This is a genomic window from Streptomyces sp. SL06, assembly GCF_058244745.1.
Genome location: NZ_JBSYOT010000001.1, coordinates 73,651 through 90,231, shown reverse-complemented (window position 1 = coordinate 90,231; position 16,581 = coordinate 73,651). Strand labels below are relative to the sequence as shown.

Annotated in this window: 15 protein-coding genes and 1 pseudogene; 11 read left to right on the top strand and 5 right to left on the bottom strand. The window is 70.0% G+C overall.

Annotated elements, in window-relative coordinates; genetic code table 11:
- Positions 1 to 498 precede the first annotated feature (498 nt).
- Entirely contained in the window at positions 499 to 936 is a 438-nt protein-coding gene (locus AC4IHM_RS00365) for an Hsp20/alpha crystallin family protein (RefSeq protein WP_490865060.1), read from the bottom strand.
- Between the two features lie 127 nt (positions 937 to 1,063).
- Between AC4IHM_RS00365 and AC4IHM_RS00360 the strand changes: the two genes are divergently transcribed.
- Complete coding sequence (locus AC4IHM_RS00360; protein WP_490865059.1) at positions 1,064 to 1,720, top strand: type III effector protein; 657 nt, start codon at positions 1,064 to 1,066, stop codon at positions 1,718 to 1,720.
- Positions 1,721 to 1,832: 112 nt separating this feature from the next.
- Here the strand turns inward: AC4IHM_RS00360 and AC4IHM_RS00355 are convergent, their stop codons facing one another.
- The 3 genes from AC4IHM_RS00355 to AC4IHM_RS00345 form a co-directional block, all read right to left on the bottom strand.
- Entirely contained in the window at positions 1,833 to 2,183 is a 351-nt protein-coding gene (locus tag AC4IHM_RS00355) for a MerR family transcriptional regulator (RefSeq protein WP_490865058.1), read from the bottom strand.
- 857 nt (positions 2,184 to 3,040) lie between these two features.
- Positions 3,041 to 3,430 carry a hypothetical protein gene (locus AC4IHM_RS00350; protein WP_490865057.1) on the bottom strand — a complete coding sequence of 130 codons (390 nt, stop codon included), beginning with the start codon at positions 3,428 to 3,430 and terminating at the stop codon, positions 3,041 to 3,043.
- A 405-nt stretch (positions 3,431 to 3,835) separates the two neighbouring features.
- On the bottom strand, positions 3,836 to 4,420 hold the full coding sequence (locus AC4IHM_RS00345; RefSeq protein ID WP_490865056.1) for an ArsR/SmtB family transcription factor: 585 nt from the start codon (positions 4,418 to 4,420) through the stop codon (positions 3,836 to 3,838).
- Between the two features lie 247 nt (positions 4,421 to 4,667).
- On the opposite strand from AC4IHM_RS00345, the pseudogene AC4IHM_RS00340 reads away from it, so the two are divergent.
- Positions 4,668 to 4,910: pseudogene (locus tag AC4IHM_RS00340) on the top strand (ATP-binding protein); the annotation flags it as partial.
- A 99-nt stretch (positions 4,911 to 5,009) separates the two neighbouring features.
- Here the strand turns inward: AC4IHM_RS00340 and AC4IHM_RS00335 are convergent.
- Positions 5,010 to 5,537: a DinB family protein gene (locus AC4IHM_RS00335; RefSeq protein WP_490865055.1), complete on the bottom strand. Its 528-nt coding sequence runs from the start codon at positions 5,535 to 5,537 to the stop codon at positions 5,010 to 5,012.
- 417 nt (positions 5,538 to 5,954) lie between these two features.
- On the opposite strand from AC4IHM_RS00335, the gene AC4IHM_RS00330 reads away from it, so the two are divergent.
- The 9 genes from AC4IHM_RS00330 (at position 5,955) to AC4IHM_RS00290 (ending at position 16,452) form a co-directional block, all read left to right on the top strand.
- Positions 5,955 to 6,170 carry a helix-turn-helix domain-containing protein gene (locus tag AC4IHM_RS00330; protein WP_490865054.1) on the top strand — a complete coding sequence of 72 codons (216 nt, stop codon included), beginning with the start codon at positions 5,955 to 5,957 and terminating at the stop codon, positions 6,168 to 6,170.
- Between the two features lie 124 nt (positions 6,171 to 6,294).
- Entirely contained in the window at positions 6,295 to 7,134 is an 840-nt protein-coding gene (locus AC4IHM_RS00325) for an AAA family ATPase (RefSeq protein WP_490865053.1), read from the top strand.
- Positions 7,135 to 7,235: 101 nt separating this feature from the next.
- Entirely contained in the window at positions 7,236 to 8,846 is a 1,611-nt protein-coding gene (locus AC4IHM_RS00320; RefSeq protein WP_490865061.1) for a transposase, read from the top strand.
- Between the two features lie 234 nt (positions 8,847 to 9,080).
- On the top strand, positions 9,081 to 9,596 hold the full coding sequence (locus AC4IHM_RS00315; protein ID WP_490865052.1) for an AAA family ATPase: 516 nt from the start codon (positions 9,081 to 9,083) through the stop codon (positions 9,594 to 9,596).
- A 72-nt stretch (positions 9,597 to 9,668) separates the two neighbouring features.
- Positions 9,669 to 10,283 carry a hypothetical protein gene (locus AC4IHM_RS00310; protein WP_490865051.1) on the top strand — a complete coding sequence of 205 codons (615 nt, stop codon included), beginning with the start codon at positions 9,669 to 9,671 and terminating at the stop codon, positions 10,281 to 10,283.
- A gap of 172 nt (positions 10,284 to 10,455) precedes the next feature.
- Entirely contained in the window at positions 10,456 to 10,842 is a 387-nt protein-coding gene (locus AC4IHM_RS00305; protein ID WP_490865050.1) for a hypothetical protein, read from the top strand.
- A gap of 13 nt (positions 10,843 to 10,855) precedes the next feature.
- Positions 10,856 to 13,039, top strand: coding sequence for a telomere-associated protein Tap (gene tap / locus AC4IHM_RS00300; protein ID WP_490865049.1), 2,184 nt, complete (start codon positions 10,856 to 10,858; stop codon positions 13,037 to 13,039).
- A gap of 9 nt (positions 13,040 to 13,048) precedes the next feature.
- The gene (gene tpg / locus AC4IHM_RS00295; RefSeq protein WP_356823675.1) at positions 13,049 to 13,606 is read left to right on the top strand and encodes a telomere-protecting terminal protein Tpg; all 558 of its coding nucleotides are present in this window, start codon (positions 13,049 to 13,051) and stop codon (positions 13,604 to 13,606) included.
- A gap of 500 nt (positions 13,607 to 14,106) precedes the next feature.
- A complete protein-coding gene (locus AC4IHM_RS00290) occupies positions 14,107 to 16,452 on the top strand; it encodes a hypothetical protein (protein WP_490865048.1) in 2,346 nt (781 codons plus the stop codon).
- Positions 16,453 to 16,581: the final 129 nt, after the last annotated feature.

The window sequence follows — 16,581 nt, the reverse complement described above, 5'->3', positions numbered from 1 at the left end:
TGGGGGTTGTAGCAGGGGGTGGTGGGTCAGTTCTTTGCTGGTGGTGTCGGTGGTGTCGGTGGTTCGGTGGTCTTGGTGGGCGTGCTGGGAGGTCTTGAGGCTGTGTCTGGCCGGCTGGGCGTGGTGCTGATGTTCCGGGTTGTGGTGTGTTCGGTGGTTTCCTCGGTTCATGCTGGGGTGGTTCGCGGGAGCTGTTGGGGGGGCTGGGGTTTGGTGGGTTGCGGCGGGTTGGGGGGGGAGTGGGGTGAGGGTTTCGGGGAGCGGGGCGGCAGGTTCCGCTCGTGTCTCGCCGTCCGGGTGCGTGCCCAACAGGGCCACTGCTGTGCGTGCTGTGGGGTCTGTCTCGGTGCGGGTGTTGTGCTCGGTGTGTGCTTGTGTCTGGTCGAGGAGTGCGTTGCAGCGTGTGGCTGTCGGGGTTCTCCTTGCCCTGGCGGTCGGTGTCCGGCGGGCGGGGGGGGGGTGCGGCTGGGGGGCCTCCGCTACCGGGGTTGTTTCGTTTCAGTGGGAGATTTCCTTGTGGTCTGTTCCGGCGTGGAGGGGGATTTTGCGTGGCTTGGCGTGTTCGGTGATGGGGACGCGCAGGGTGAGCACGCCTGTGTGGTAGTCGGCGGTGATGTGTTCGGTGTCGAGTGTGTCGGCCAGTATCACCTGGCGGGAGAAGGCGCCCAGGGGGCGTTCCGAGAGTTCCATCTGGATGTCGTCGTTCTTGGTGGCGGGGCGGCGTTCGGCCCGGACGGTCAGTATGTTCCGTTCGACGTTGATGTCGATCGTGTCGGGGTCGGCTCCGGGCAGGTCGAGGGCGATCACGTACGAGTCGCCCTCGCGGTAGGCGTCCATGGGCATCGCCGAGGGACGCGACCAGGTGCCGGGCGCGGTGCCGAACAGCTGCTGGGTGAGCCGGTCGAAGTCACGGAAAGGGTCGGTGCGCATCAGCACGTGAAACACCTCCAGTGCGAGTGGAACCGCTCATGCGCTGCTTTCTGCTTCTGTTGTAGCGTGTCATCGAAAGGGTGACAAGTGGGGGCGTCGTCTGTCGGGTGACGCCGTGGAATGGAGGTGAATCGTGACGGCAGCTCCACAGGAACCCGGGCCCCGGCCCGTGTCCTTTCCCGCCGCCGAGGCAGCGCTGACGGCGATCGACGAAGCCGTCCGCACCGCCCAGGCATCGCAGTCCGCGGAGCGGTCCGGTTGCGAGGTCGGCTCCGGCCAGGCGCTGGCCGCGCTGCTGCTCCTGCGCCAGGTACGCGCCCGGCTCGCGGGCTGGGAGACGGGACTGATCGAAACCGCGCGTGATGCGGGGGCCAGTTGGGCCGATCTCGCCCGTCCCCTCGGTGTCGCCAGCCGGCAGGCCGCCGAGCGCCGTTATCTGCGTCTGCGTCCCGGGGCTCCCGGCGCGACGGGGGAGCAGCGTGTCCAGGCCACCCGGGACCGCCGCGCCGCCGACCGCGCCGTCACGGCCTGGGCCCGGGACAATGCCGGTGATCTGCGCCTGCTGGCGGGTCGGGTCACTGCTCTCACCGGTCTCCCGGACGAGGCGCGCGACGGCCTTCTGCGTGCCCTGGGCCATGACGACGCCGCCGGTCTCATCGACCCGCTGGCCCGCGCCCGCGACCACCTCACGACCGGCGACCCGGAACTGATCGCCCGTATCGACACGCTCGCCCGCCGCACGGAGCGGCTCCGCGAGCCGGGCAACGGCGAAGGCCCGGCCCACGAGTAGTGCCGGCGGGGGAGAAGGACGGTGCGGGTTGGCAGAGGCGGGGCCTGCTGAAGCCCGCTGAAGAGTGGGAAGGGGCCAGGGTGCGCGTGATCAGGCCCGGCCGGGCGCCCGGTCAGGTGCCCGGCCGGGCGTCGGCCTTGCCGGAGTGGTCGGCGGGACGCTGTCGCAGTTCTTCGTTGATGCGCCGGGCCTCTTCGAGCTGGTCCTCCAGGATGACGATGCGGCAGGCCGCTTCGACGGAGGTGCCGTGGTCGACGAGTTCGCGGGCGCGGGCGGCGATGCGCAGCTGGTAGCGGGAGTAGCGCCGGTGGCCGCCTTCGGAGCGCAGCGGCGTGATCAGCCGGGCCTCGCCGATGGCCCGTAGGAAGGCGGGTGTTGTGCCGAGCATCTCGGCTGCTCGCCCCATGGTGTAGGCGGGGTAGTCGTCGTCGTCGATGCGGCCGAGCGGGGTCTCTGGGTTCATCTGCACCTCTGTTGGGGGAACGCGTCGAGGGGCCTTGGTGCCGAACGGCACCAAGGCCCCGAGGGATTTGCAACACCATCTGCCGGCCTACTGCTCAGCCGGCCTTCTGTTTCCGCACCAGCCCCTGTCGAGGGGCGGGCAGGTGAGGGATCGCGGATGCGTGACCGTGGGACCACCTTCCGTTCCGGGGCCTGCGGTACCCGGGGAAGCCTTCTCCCCGGGCGATCCTGATGGCGTCCTCCTCCTTCTCTCTGTGTGCATCTCTCTTGGTACTGCTGCTACGGCCGGCGGCCCTGGGAGACCGCCCGGCCCGGCGGTCAGCGGGGGGACCCTGGAAACTCTGGCCCCGCCACTCCACTGCCGTGCCGCAACCACTGTTCCGCATGCGGGCAGTTCGTCTCTGCCGCGCCTCACTGACTTCCTGGCTACGGGAAAACACTAACCCCAATGACCGCCGGATGTCTACATCAGCCACAACAGATTTCACTCCGGACGGGTGAGCGTTTCTCTGTACCCGCACCACTAGACCGCTGTTCGGTCCGCCGGCCTGCGGCCCAGGGGTGCGCGCTTGTGCTACGGGTTCACCGGCGGCGGGCGGTGCCCTGCCGGCAAGGAGCTGGAGGTGACTCCGCCGGGCCGGCCGTAGCCGGCCGAGCACGGTCCGGGCGCGGGCGGGGACGGTGAGTTCGGCACACGCGTCGTGGGTGAGCGGTTCCTGGGCGGCCGGGCTCGGGTGCTGTCCCGCGGGAGGGCGGCCCGGGTCCGCCACCGTGTGCCGTCCGCCGGCGCTGCGGCTGCTGAGCCCGCATGCTGCGGAGGGTGCGGGGTGGGCGGCGGCCCGAGCCGCCGCGAGACGGTCAGGCGGCAGGGCCGGCTTCGGGGTGCGTGAACCGCACGGGCTTGCCCAGCGACCGGGCGTAGGTGATTTCGGCTCGGGTGCTGTCTCCGATGCGGTCGCCGACCACGAGCACCTCGTCGGCGAGCCGGATCTTGGCCCGGTGCAGGTCGTCGAGTCGGACTTTCAGCGCCTCGGCCTCGGCGGGACCGGACCGGAGTCCGTGCGGCGATTTCATGTCGCAGCCCGGTTTGACGACGATCTTTCCGGCTTCGGTCTCCCGCACATCGGCCTCGTTCATCTCGGTCATGAAGCGGGTGGAGCCGCAGATCGCGACGATACGCGGGAGGCGCAGCAGCTTCTTCGCGTCGGTGAGCTTCTCCTGGGGGGTGGGCGGTTGCGGGTATGCCACTGGTTCCTCCCGGTGGTGTGGTCCAAGGGGTGCCTGCGGAGACGGGAACGAGGGTGCCCGGGACCGTTTTGCGGCGAACGGAGTGGGCATCCTCGCGACGGCGCTCGCGCTGACCGCCGCGGTCCGGCACGACGGCGCCGCCGGGCGAACCGCGCTACGCTCGCTGGTCGCCTACGGTCACTGACCCTTTGGTGCAGGTCGTCCAGGGAATGGTGACCGCGGCCCTGGGGGTGGAGGTCAGCCGCAGGCCGGCTTTTACGAGGGCCCGGCCGAGGCGGGTGCGGAAGTCCCGGGGGCGCCGGGCCGCCGCGGCGAGACGGTATGCGCCGGCTTCGGCGCGGAGTTCGGCAGCGCGTGCCTGGTACAGGGCAAGGTTGTTCTCAGGGTGCATCGGACTGCGGCCTTTCACTCCGTGGTGAGGGGGAACGCGTGCGTGTGGATGCGCACTTGGGCCGTGCGGGCGTCGTCCTCGTCGGCGGCCCGGTCGCGGTAGGCGTCGAGGAGCGCGTGCATCTTCGCGATGAGTTCCCGGGTCAGTTCGGGCGTCAGCCGCAGTGTCGCGCTGCTCATGTCCCAGACGCGGTTCCATTCCTGCGGCCATGCCTCGCGGTTGCCGAGCCAGGTCGACAGGGCCCGGGTCTGGGCGGTGGCGACCTCGTGGAGATACATGTCGGCAGCCCCGCGCACGTCCGGGCTGGCGTCCGCGAGCAGTGCGTCGTCGAACTGCAGGCCCTTGTGGACCGCCTTCCACCACCGCTCGCGGCCCTTGCCGCGTTCGGGGGCGTCCTCGATGAAGCCGTGAGCGGCGAGCTGCCGCAGGTGATAGCTGGTCGCACCGCTGGACTCGCCCAGCTTTGCGGCGAGTTGGGAGGCGGTGGCCGGACCGCCGAGGCGCAGGGCGTCCAGCAGCTGCATGCGCAGTGGGTGCGCGAGCCCGCGCAGGGATCGGGCATCGAGATTGCGGACGTGCGGGTCCTGGGGCTCGTTCATGTCTGCAAGGGTAGCGATGCAAAGGAACACTTGCAATGGAATCTTTGCATCGGTTTCTTTGGAACGGCTGCGTCGCCGGCTTCGTCCGGCCCGGCTGTTGGCGCGCCGCTCGCACCGACGGCGGGGCTGTCGCGGGCAGTCAGCCGTGTCCCGTCCGTGAGGTCGCCCTCGGGGGCCGGGGATCGCCGTCGGCTCGCAGTCCAGCGGGGCGATCGTCTGCCGGGTGAACGCGGTCGGCCGGGCCACGAAGCAGCTGTCCAGGACGATCGCCCGCTACGGCCGGGGCGATCTTTCATGCATCGATGAACCCGGGTACATGGAACCCGGCCGGCGCGGCGCTGAGTTGCTCTTCCAGGTGCTGACCGAACGTGAGGAGAAGAGCAGCGTCGCCATCGCCCCGGACGAGTCCCTTTCCGGGTGGACGAAGACGTTCACCGACCTGCGGCTCTGCGCGGCGACCGTCGGCCGGCTTGCCTTCGACGGAGTCCTACCCTCACGCCCGCACCAAGGCCCTGGCCGAGCAGACCGGCGCCGGGCTGAGGGCCGGAGCCGAGTCCCTGCGCGGTACTTACGACCGCTCAGGGACGTCTCATGCGCCGGTTGCTCCGTCGATCTGCTCGCGAATGAGATCGGCGTGGCCGTTGTGACGCGCGTATTCCTCGATCATGTGCACCAGGATCCAGCGCAGGGAGACCCCCTGTTCGCCGGCAAGACCCGCTTCCTGCTCGGACAGGTGACCGGAATCGTCCAGCGACGCGTCGGCGATCACCTCACGGCCTCGGGCGACTTCGGCTTGCCAGGCAGCCGTCGCCTCGTCGAGCCCTCGGTCCGGGCGGAGCGCATAGCCGTCGACGTTGTTTTCCCCGAAGACTGGCGGCACTTTCTGACCTGCGAATACACGCTGGAACCAGTTGCGTTCCACCTCAGCCGCGTGCTGAACGAGACCGAGCAGCGTCATCGACGAGGGTGACACTGCGGCCAGCCGTAGTTGATCATCGTTGAGGTCCGAACACTTCAGGGCAAGAGTTGCACGGTGAAAGTCCAGCCATGCCTCCAGCATGGCGCGCTCGTCGGCATGCGCGGGTGGGACAGGCCGTCCATCCGGTGTCGTATTCATCGGCACACCCTGGCAGCAACAGCCCTGGCCCACGACTGCCTTCGCTGGCGACGAACACGCGTCTCATCCGCTGTCAGGGCGAGCCAGTGACATCAAAACTCGCTGAAAACGCACGGCATCCGGTGAACTCCCGTGCGACCTTGCGGCTTGGGGTCGGTAGTGGTGAGAGTCGGTGGTGCTGGTCTGGTGGTGTGCTGTGTCGGCGCTGGTCAGTGGGGTGTTGGGGCGGGATCGGCACTGTCATGAGGCGAGAGCCTGATGGGCGGGGCCGCTGTCGTGAGGCTTTATCTGATCGTGGGTGATGCTGTCTCAGGTTCGTGAGTTCTGATGCGGTGGGGCGGGCTGGGCCGGTGTGATCGGGGGGTGGATCAAGGTAGAGGGGCCGGCCGGGGGGCTGTGCTGCCGAGGGCGTTGGTGGTGCGTCGTCTGCTGGAGCGGCAGCGGGCGGGGGAGTTGTCGACGCGGCATGTGCGGGCGGTTGCTGAGACGGTGGGTGTTTCGGAGCGTACGGTCTGGCGCTGGCTGGAGCAGGCGAAGGCGACGGGGCGGGCGGAGGGGCCGGTCCGGCAGGGATACGTGGTGTCGGACGAGGTGTGGGAGCTGCTGGGTGAGGCGGGGGGGCAATGTCTCTGAGTTGAGGCGTCGGCTGGTGGCTGCCGGTGGTGAGGTGCCCATTCCGTCGATGTCGACGTTGAGCCGGGTGATCCGCAGGGACCGACGGGCGGGGCGGGCTTTGCTGACCGGGCGGGAGCCTGAGGTGGCCGGGTTGCGTCGGCCGGATCCCCTCAGCGAGCTGGGCCTGAACGTGGTGGCCGAGAAAGGCGTGGGCGGGCAGGTGTTTCTGCGGGAGCAGAAGCACCTGGCGCAGGTCCCGGTCCTGGTCCCGGATGCCCAGGTGGTGCACACGCCTGCTGTACGGTCGGTGCTGCGGACGGTCGCCCACGCGGCCGCGGTCGGGGCGGTGGTGTGTCTGTACGGCGACGCTGGCCAGGGCAAGACCGTCGCGTTGCAGTACGCCCTTTCCCAGTTGCCGCACCCGGCCCGGGTCCGTCGGGTCCATGTCGGTGTGCACCCGACGGTTCCCGAACTGCGCCGGGTGCTCGCAGACGCCCTCGAGCTGGGCAGGCGTCTGCCGCGCGGGGCGGGGGAGGCCGACCTGATGCTGGTGAACGCGCTACGGCAGCCCCGCGTGCTGGTACTGGACGAGGCACAGCGCCTTCCGGGGCCGGCGCTGGAGTTTCTGCGCGGGCTGTGGGACCACCCGGAGACGGACACGGCACTCGTGCTGGCGGGCGCGGGCAGCGAACGGGCGCTGCGCCGGGTGCCCGCGCTGGCCTCTCGGGTGCTGACCTGGGAGTTGGTGCCGCGCCTCAGCCCGCGCGAGGTGGCAACCGTCATGGCTGCCTTCCACCCGCTGTGGGAGGACGTCAGCGAGGACGATGTCGTGTGGGTGGACGAGCATGTGGGCCACGGCAATTTCCGGACGTGGGCGAAGCTGACCTCGCACCTGACGGCCGAGCTCTACGGCAAGAGCCGTGCGGTGGTGGATCGCCGGTTGCTGGAGCGGGCCTGCGCACGGCTCATGGGGCCGTTGTGACCGGCGCCTCGGGTCCGAGAGAGGCTGGCGACCACGAGGACGGTCCGCACGCGCGGGGAGGTCTGCCGTCGTCCTCCCTGTCGGCGCTGCGCGGCCCTGCCGTGCGCCGGCTGCTCGCCCTGCGGCAGGACCAGAAACTGACGACCCGACATGTACGGCTGATGGCTCAGTCGTTGGAGGTGACCGAGCGCACGGTGTGGCGGTGGCTTGCCGCTGCCGAGCGGGATGAGTCCGCGGCCGCGGAGCCCGGGGCGCGGGCCCAGAGTAAAGACCGCTTCTCCGTCACCCCGGAAGTGCGCCGCCTGCTGGCCTTGTGGAAGGGCAACGTCGCGGCGGTCCACCGTGAGCTGATCGCTCGCGCGGCCAGGGGCGAGGGGGAGACGCCTCCGTCGATTCCGACGCTGCACCGGGCGATCCGGCGTGATCTGACGCCGGGGGAGCGGGCGGGGCTCGCGGGTGGGGAGCGGGCGGCGCGCAAGCATGATGTGTTCCTGGCCCGGCCGCGGGGCTGGCGCAATCAGGTGTGGGAGAGCGACCACATGCAGGCGCCGGTGCTGGTCGATGTCGATGGCAAGGCTCGCAGGCCGTGGATCACCTGGTTCACCGACTGCGCGACGAACGCGATCACCGGTGTCGCGGTCACGCCCGGGCATCCGTCGCGGGAGTCGGTGCTGGCCGCGCTGCGCTCCGCGGTCCTGCGCGATGACCCCTACGGTCCGTTCGGTGGTCTGCCCGAGAAGGTGCGGGTGGACCGTGGCAAGGACTTCCTGTCCCGGACGGCAACCGCCGCGTTCGATCTCCTGGACGTCACCGTGGAGGACTTGCCCGCCTACACCCCTCACCTCAAGGGCACGGTGGAGGGCCTGAACCGGGCGGTGGAGAGCATGTTCCTGGCCTCGCTGCCCGGCTACGCCCGCCAGCCGCGCCCCGGCGAACGGGCTTCTCGTCCGAAGGACGAAGTGCTGCTGGGCTTCGAGGACTTCACCGCCCGGCTGCTGGCCTGGACGCTCTGGTGGAACACCGAGCACCGCCCCGCGCCGTTGCGGGGCAGGACTCCGCTTGAGGCGTGGCAGGAGGATCCCACCCCGCTGCGGGACGTGCCGGCCGCGGATCTGTGGACGTTCACCCTGGAGGACGCCGGCACCCGCACCCTGACCACCCGCGGCATCCGCTTCAGGAAACGCGACTATGTGGGGCCGTGGATGACCGGGCAGGCCGGTATTCAGGTCCGGGTCCGTTTCATGCCCCATCACGACCACCGCATCGAGGTCTACCACGCGGCCACCGGCCGCTACCTGGGTCCTGCGGACCTGGCCGACCAGGCCACCGAGGAACAGGTCAGCGCCGTACGGCGAGCACGGGCCGCCCGTGCTCGCCGTCTGAAGAAGGACCTGGAGGCCTCGCAGCGCGAGCGCTACGCCGCCGTGAACCAGCCCGAGGCGCCTCAGCGGCTCGGCGCGCTGACCGGTGTGCAGGCCGAGGCCGAACTCGCCCAGAGTGCCGACTCCGACCTCGCGCAGCTCGCGCTGCCAGATCTCATCCCGCACGCCGCGCCCCCGGCCGACTGGCGCACCCCGGCTTCCCTGGCCGCGCTGACCACACCAGGCCCGCCCGTCCGGTACCCGTACGGCCGTGACGGCGCTTTTGCCCCGGACGGCCCAGGCGGGCGGGCCGCACCTCCCACCACCGATACCGATGGAGACGCCTCGTGACCGCGGCCACTTACCAGTACGTCGACCTGCCCGACGCGTCCGTGGTTACAACCCGCGCGCTGCTGGCGGCGCGGGAGAACATCGCCGACACGGTCGCGGCCCGCGCGATGATGTGCATCCACGGCGGCGCCGGCTTCGGCAAGACCCTCGCCGTCAACACCTGCCTGCGCGCACTCGAACCCGGCGAGGACGTTCCGCAAGATCACCTTCAGGGCCCGTCCCACCGCCCGCGCAGTGCGCTACGAACTGTTCACCGCGCTCGACCTGGCGGGCGACCCGCCGCGCCACCCCAGCGAGTTCGACCGCCTCCTGAAGACGGCCCTGGCCGACCGCCCGCGCACCTTCCTGGTGGACGAGGCCCAGTGGCTCAACGGGGAGGCGTTCGAGTACTTCCGCTACCTGTGGGACGAACCGGCCACCCAGCTCGCGATCATCTTCGTCGGCGGCGAGGGCTGCCACACCGTGCTGCGCCGTGAGCCGATGCTGTCCTCCCGCGTCTTCATCTGGCAGCACTTCACCCGTCTCACCCCCAGCGAGGTCCTGGAGGCGATCCCGCTGTTCCATCCCGTCTGGGCCGGCGCCGACCCGGACGACATCGCCTTCGCCGACCGGCACGCCGCGCACGGCAACTTCCGTGCCTGGGCCCAGCTGACCGCCCATATCCGTCTGGCCCTGGCCCGTACCGGCCGGCCGGGTGTGGACCGGGACCTGCTGCGGTGGGCCTTCAGCAGGCTGGGCCCTGCGGCATGACCGGCACCGGCCGCAGGGACCGTGACGGTTCCCGGCAGAAGGGGGCACCTCAGCACAGGAGGAGCGAGGGGTATGGGGGTGATGGATCCGGTCAATGCCCTGGGCGAGGTCGGTGTCGATGTCCTGGTGTGCGGGACGGCGTGCTCCCGGCGTCCTGATCCCCGCCTGCTGCGCACCCGGGGGCGTCCGCCCTGCACGGTGGTGGTGGACCGCGAAGACGATGTGCGCATCACCCAGACCGCCCTGGCCTCGCACAATCCGGCGGCCGGCCACTTCGTGGTCCATCCCACCGTCGCCCCGAGCGGCCGGCTGCTGTGGCAGGACATCCTGCGGGCGCTGGGCGCACGCGTCGATGCCCGCGCCGGCCGGGAGGCACAGGAGGACGCCGTCCGCGTGGCTCTGCGCTCCGCGGGTCCGTGCCAGGTGACGGTCCTGCGTGCGCACCGGCTCGGCCCGGGCCTGTGGGCGGACCTGGTGCATCTGCACCGCACCACCTCTGCCGATTTTGTTCTCGTGCACCATGCCGCACTGCCACGCGACCTGGCGCATCTGCTGCGCCACTGTGATCACCGCATTGTTGACACCTTCACCGGCGTGGCGAGGCTGCACCCGCCGGCACCGGCAGGGCCTCGGCCCCGATGCCAAGGAGCGGGCTCCGGCCCGTTTCCTCCCGTGGGCAGCGGCTGAGGCCGGGAGACTGGTGTGGCCTGGCCGCTGCGTACCGGGCCGTCTCAAGGCGGGGCGTTCCGGCCGGGCGCCGGGGCGGCCCCCAGACCCCGCGGGAGCCGCCCCGCCCCCCCCACCACACAAGGAAACAACGTTTCATTGTTTCCTTGTGTGGTGGGGGTAGCATGCTGGCATGGCAGCTGAAGCCCACGGCCGGGCCCGCGCGCAACTGTCCGCGATCGCGGAGGATTCCGCCGCGGGCTGGGCTCCGGCGGACCATCTGGAGCAGGACGCTGCGCTGCTGGGGCGTCTGCTGGCGGCCGCCGCCGGCCATCGGCAGGACGGTGGGCAGCGTCCTGACGTGAGCGCCGACGAGGTGGCGGCTGGGCTGAGTCTGTTCGAGGAGATGCGCGTGGCGCTGGACCGGCTGGAGACGCAGGTGGTCATCGAGGCCCGGCGCCGGGGTATGGACTGGCGGCAGATCGCCGGGCATCAGGGCCTGAATTCCTCCCAGGCGGCCTCCCAGCGCTACCAGCGGCTGGTGACCCGCCTGGAAGAAATCCGTCAGGGCGTCCGGTAGGCGAGGGGCAGCCATGACGGATCAGCCGCAGTCCCTGTTCAGCGCCGTCGACGCGCTGCTCGCCGCCGTCGACGGCGGCGGTGTGCTGCCTGCCCTGGACGAGCGGGTCCGCCTGCGTGAGGCGGCCGGACTGACCCAGGCCGCCGTCGCACAGGCCCTGGGGGTGCGCGTGGCCAGCATCGAGGCATGGGAAGCAGGCCGTGCCGAACCGAAAGCCGAACGCCTCGAGGCCTACCGCAGACTCCTGGAGGGCCTGTCCCGGCGTTTCCCGGCGTCCGCCGCGCCGTCCGGCAGCACCGAGGCCCCGCCGCGGCCGGACCCGGGCGCCGCCCCGCCGTCCGCGCCTGTGGCACCGGCCGCCGCTCCTGCGGCACCGTCCCGCCCGGCGGCGCCCGGCAGACAGCCGGCCCGGCGTGCGGAGGGGAAGCAGAGCGCTGCCTGCCTCCGCACCGCCGCGGCCGGTGGCACGGATCCGCGGTTCGAGAACGGCCCGCTGGCGGTCGTCGACGTCGAGGACGGGCAGGTACGGGCGTACTGCACGGGCGGCCTGGTCCTGGACGTGCCCGCCAAGAGCCTTGCAGCCCTGGTGGACTGGACCCTGGTGGAGGCGAAGCTCGGTCAGCCGAAGCTGTCCGGGCCGGGCAAGGACGCCGACCCGCTGCTCGTGCTCACCCAAGCCGCTCTGGAGCGCTACGGCCTGCCGACGACGCTCACCGAGGAGGAGCGGCTCGCCGGGCGGATCCCGGAGGGTCACAAAGCCGTCAAGCAGCTCGCCCGCGCGCAATGGAAGCTGACGAAGCGCGGCTTCGGCCCGTGGGCGCGGATCTACCGCCCCGCCACCGGTTCGGAGCGGGCCTGCGTGCAGGTGTGCATCCCCTCGTGGAACGCGCTGGATGCCCGGCACTGGGGCCGCGCCGGGCAGCTCCCGCCGGCCGAACTCGCCCGCGTCCTGGGCGTGTACGCCTCAAGGGTGATGACCCCGCGCGGTTCGACCGCGGTCACCGGCCTGGAGCTGATGACCGCCCTGCACCCGCCGACCCGCGCTTCCCGGCCCGACGCCGACGGCAAGCGGCACTCCGAGCACAACCCCGGCAGTCTGGGCCAGAACCCGGTCGACTGCGCGCCCTGCGAGGCCCCCGACGGCCACCCGCTCCTGGCCGACCTGCCGCGCTTCCACGTCCGCGGCCCGGCGGAGAAGCTGTTCGAGGAGGCCTACGACTGGGCCCGGCCTATGACCGACGACGAATGCATGCTGCGGCACCTGGTCGGCATCGACGTCAACATGGCCTTCGCCGCCGGCGCCAACGGCCTGAACGTCGGCCTGGGCGAGGCGACGCACGTCATGAACCCCGCATTCGACCCGAAGCTGCCCGGCTCGTGGCTGGTCGACCTCTCCCATGTCGACCTGTCGCGGGTGAAGGTGGGCAAGGAGTGGGCGGAGCTGGACGCCTCGCTGTTGCCCAGCCCGTTCACGCCGAAGGGCGAACGCCCCGAGGGCCCGGCCTGGTATGCGACGCCCACCGTCGCCTACGCGGTGGAACTCGGCTACGAGGTACGCCCGTTCGAGGCATACGTCCGCCACGAAAGCGGCCGTTACCTGGACGGCTGGTACCAGCGGCTGCGGGATGCCTACCTCGCCACGATGGCCGACCTCGGCGTCGGTGCCGACCTCGCCCCGGACGACTTCCTCACCGCGATGGACGGCTACAAGGCCCGCGACCCGGAGCTGGCGATCGTCGTCTCGGCGGTCAAGGCGACGGTCAAGGGCGGCCTGGGCAAGCTCCGCGAGCGCCCCCGGGGCGAGGGCTGGAAACCCGGGCAGCCGTGGCGCGCCCTGGCCCGCCCGACGTGGCGGCCCGACATCCGCGCGGCGGTCATCTCCCGCACCCGCACCAACCTGCACCGCAAGATCGTCAAGCACGCGGCGTTCACCGGCCAGTACCCCATCGCGATCCTGTCCGACTGCGTTGTCTACGCCGCGAACGGACCGAGCCCGCTGGACTTCCTGCCCTACCGGGAGGGCAAGCCGCTGCCCGGCGGCTTCAAACTCGGCATCAACCCCGGCCTGGTCAAACACGAGGGCACCCAGACCGTCCTGTGGGGCGAGGAGGTCCGCGAGCGGTTCAACGCCCCGGAGCTCAACCTCGCCCGGTACATCAAGGACGGCACCGTCACCGACGCCGACAACGGAGAGTAGGAGCCGGCGATGAGCCTGTTCGGGGACGGCCTGGACGCCGCCGTGCAGAAGGCGTTCACCCGCCCCGCGCCCAAGAGCGCGGGCGCGCAGATGCGGTACCTCGTCAAGCAGCTCAAGGGCACCAGAGCGGTGGCCCAGATGCTGCGGGTCTCCCAGCGCACCGTCGAGCGCTACGTAAAGAACCAGATCAAAAGACCCCGTCCCGACCTCGCCGCCCGTCTGGAGCGCGAGGTGAAGGCCCGGTGGCAGCCGCAGGTGAGGGCCAGGGCCCGGCAGAGGGCGGCGACCACCGACGGCATCGTCATCGACACCCGCGCCCGCATGGGCTACACCGCACCGATCGGGTCGACGGACCAGGACCGCATCCGCCACCTGACCGTCGCCCTGCCCCCGCACTACGCCGCCCGCCTCTTCGACGCCCGCCAAGCCGGTGCCACCGACCAGCAGCTCCAGGGCATCGCGGCCGAAGCACTCAAGGACGTGTACTTCCAGGACGGCGGCCGTCGCGCCGGCTCCCTGGAAGAAGTCCGCTTCACGGACATCGAGCACCTCGAGTTCGACCTGTGAAAGCCGGGTCCCGGTCTGAGATTCCAGCGCTGTGACTGAGCGCTTCATTTGGTGAGTGAGCGCGCGAGTTGGCGAGTGGAGTGTGTGAGGTCTCATTGATGTTGCTGTGACCGTCTGTCGTTGACCTGCGGTACCGCACATACATCGCGACGGGTTCTAGAGGCACGGCGGGCTGTTTGACCTGCGGTCTTGCAGGTTGGATAAGACTGCTGCATCTAGACTGAGAACGCCTATGAGAGGGCGGTGGTGGGGGAGGGTCCGGGGGTGGGGCCGGACCCATATGCGGGGCGGCTACCGGCACTTGACGGGTCCGGTCGGTCAGCGTGTACGGGTGATCCATCCGAAGATCACTTACCGTGCGTACGCCGCGACGGCCGTCATCCGTGCCCCACGAATGTGCCGCTATCTGCGCCCGCTGATGACGCCCTGCGGCCATGCGTACAGCTTTGATCAGGCCCGTCGGATGTCAGCCCATGCCTGCGAGGTGTCAAACTGGGCGGGTGCCTGAACAGCCCTTCGTCTTCCTTCCACTGTCCTATGCGGCCAGGCCGCCTCGGATCGTTGTGGTGGTGCCACACGACGATGAGCGCTGGGTTCAGTGGGCGGCGGCGGGCCTTGCCCGGCTGTCGAGGGTGTGGGGCTGCAGTGGAAGTGTGGTGGTGCCGTCCAGCGCGGTCGGACATCCCGCAGTAGACCGGTGCTTGGCACGCCTGCACCCCGATCACGTGGTTGCCTACGGTCCGTCGTGGACCACGTTCGACGCCCTGTACCCCGGCACTATCGACCGGCTGCTGGCCGAGAAGAACATCTCTGACAATTCCATCGCAGCACAGTTCAAGGAGATGCTGCGCAAGGAACCGTGGAACGGCCCAGCCGTGCACGAGGCTGAGGCGGCTGCCGACAGCCTCCGTTCACGTCTGGGCGCGAACCGACGGGATGACCACGTCCAGTGCAGCCATCTGTTTGACGACGACAACGCACGTGAACTGACGCCGCTGGCTGCGGTGGCCACGACCCCCGTCATGGGTGTTCCGGCGACTCTCGTGACCACCCCGGAGGCTCTGGCCTACGCGATGCATGTCGGCATCGAGGCATCCGACGCCAGCGGAGATATTCCGGCTGAGCAGTGGCGGGAGGCAGCTCTCCGCGGCGCCGAGTCGGCACTGTTGTCGCAACTGCACCCAGATGGAGCCGATGGAGCCCACGCGGCCCGGTCACACGAGGCAGCGCTGTGCGTCCCGATCACGAGAGCCTTCCAGCACCGGGAGCGCATTGCCGTCCTGGGAAACCGGCCCGAAGACTTCGCACTGGCCGAGACCCTCCGGCAGATCCGAGGCGCGGTGACCTGGATCTCCTGGACAGAGGCAGGCCTCAGCGACATGTGGTTGTTTCCCGGCAGCGCATCGGAGCGGCTGCTGGTGACGAGCGCGTCGTTGAGCTTGGAGGAGACGCAGCAACGCATCAACACGCGGTGGGACAAGCGGCCTGTCAGGTCCGTTGATCCTGACGAGGAGAAGCGCTCATTCGACGTGGTTGAGCCCGGCAACATCGACCTGGCCCATCCGTTCATGGTGGTCTTGAAGAACGCCTGGGACCAACCGCGTTCTCTTCCCGCGACCGTGGAATCGGACGGCTCACTCCAGACATCGCTGTCTCTCGCTGCGGAGGTCCCACGCGGCCTCAACCCGAATGAGCACCGCTGGCAGGTCACTCTCACCGCCGCCAACCACCCGGTCCCGCCTCTCGTCGTATTGGACTCGTCCACCGTCACGGCAACAGGCCAAAGCCCATGGGAGACTTTCGTCCGCGCAGCCGACGGAGGCATCACCTACTGGTCGCACCGCTACGACTTCGTACCGAGCGGGGCTTCGCTGGCTGGCTCGCTGGCGTCTCCCAAACTGGCCTGGCCCGGCATCAAACGCATCCTGCAGGTCGCCGCCGCAGCGAACGACATCACCATTCTGCCCAGCCCTGCCGGCAGACGTGCTGCCATCACCGAGCGGCTCCTTGGGTCCCGTGCCGCTTCGGAGGCACTGGCCGCCAGCCCCGGTTGGCCGCTCCTGCACCGCTTCACCTCCGACGCCCCGAACACCGGCTGCCCGGAAGGCAGTTGGTGGAAGCTGAAGTCTGCGGTCGTGCTGTCCTGGGAGGCCATCGAAGCGCATGACGACAGCAGCTGGGAACTGGCCGCTCGCAGAGAGCAGATCGACCAGTGGACGTCACAAGGTGTGCTGCGGCGCGGGCTGATCCTGGGCTGCGATCACTGCCCCATTCTGGAGTTCTATCCTCTCGCCGAGATCAGTCAGAGCTACCGCTGCAGGCGCTGCGGAGGGGACAACCAGCTCGCTAAGAACCGTTGGAAGCCAGCCGCAGACGAGCCCCGCTGGTTCTACGACCTGCACCCGGCCGTGCTGGAGCTCGTCACGAACGATGGAGACGTGCCACTGCTGGCCACGCAGTATCTGCGTAACCAGTACTGGGCGCGACGAGGTTTGGTATGTGAGGAGTTCGAACTCCTCAAGGACGGCAAGCGATTCGTCGAGATGGACTTCGCCCTCGCCACCACGGAGGAACTGTGGCTGGGGGAGGCCAAGAGCAACGACTCTCTTGGCAGGAGCCCTGGCCAGCGGCGAAACGAGGCCAGCAAGCTCATGGAGGGGTGCGCAGCTGTCGGCGCGTCCGGTCTCATCATGGCCACCGCCAAAACGCAGTGGGTAGACACGACCATTGAAGCGCTCACCGAAGAACGCCGGGGACGTTTGCGCGCCGGAAAGGCCGTGCCCAGGATCAGTCTGCTGACCGGTCTTGGAGCGTCACCGAAGCTCTCTCCTCTGACCAGCCCGTGAGGCTGCCTGTTCGGGTACGTGGCTTGAGCACAACTGGTGGGCGATGGGTGGCGCCGCTCCAACCGCGCGAGCTGCACCCTGCCGTGATGGCTGTCCCATCCGCCCTGCCCCTCGTGATGCCGCCTTCCT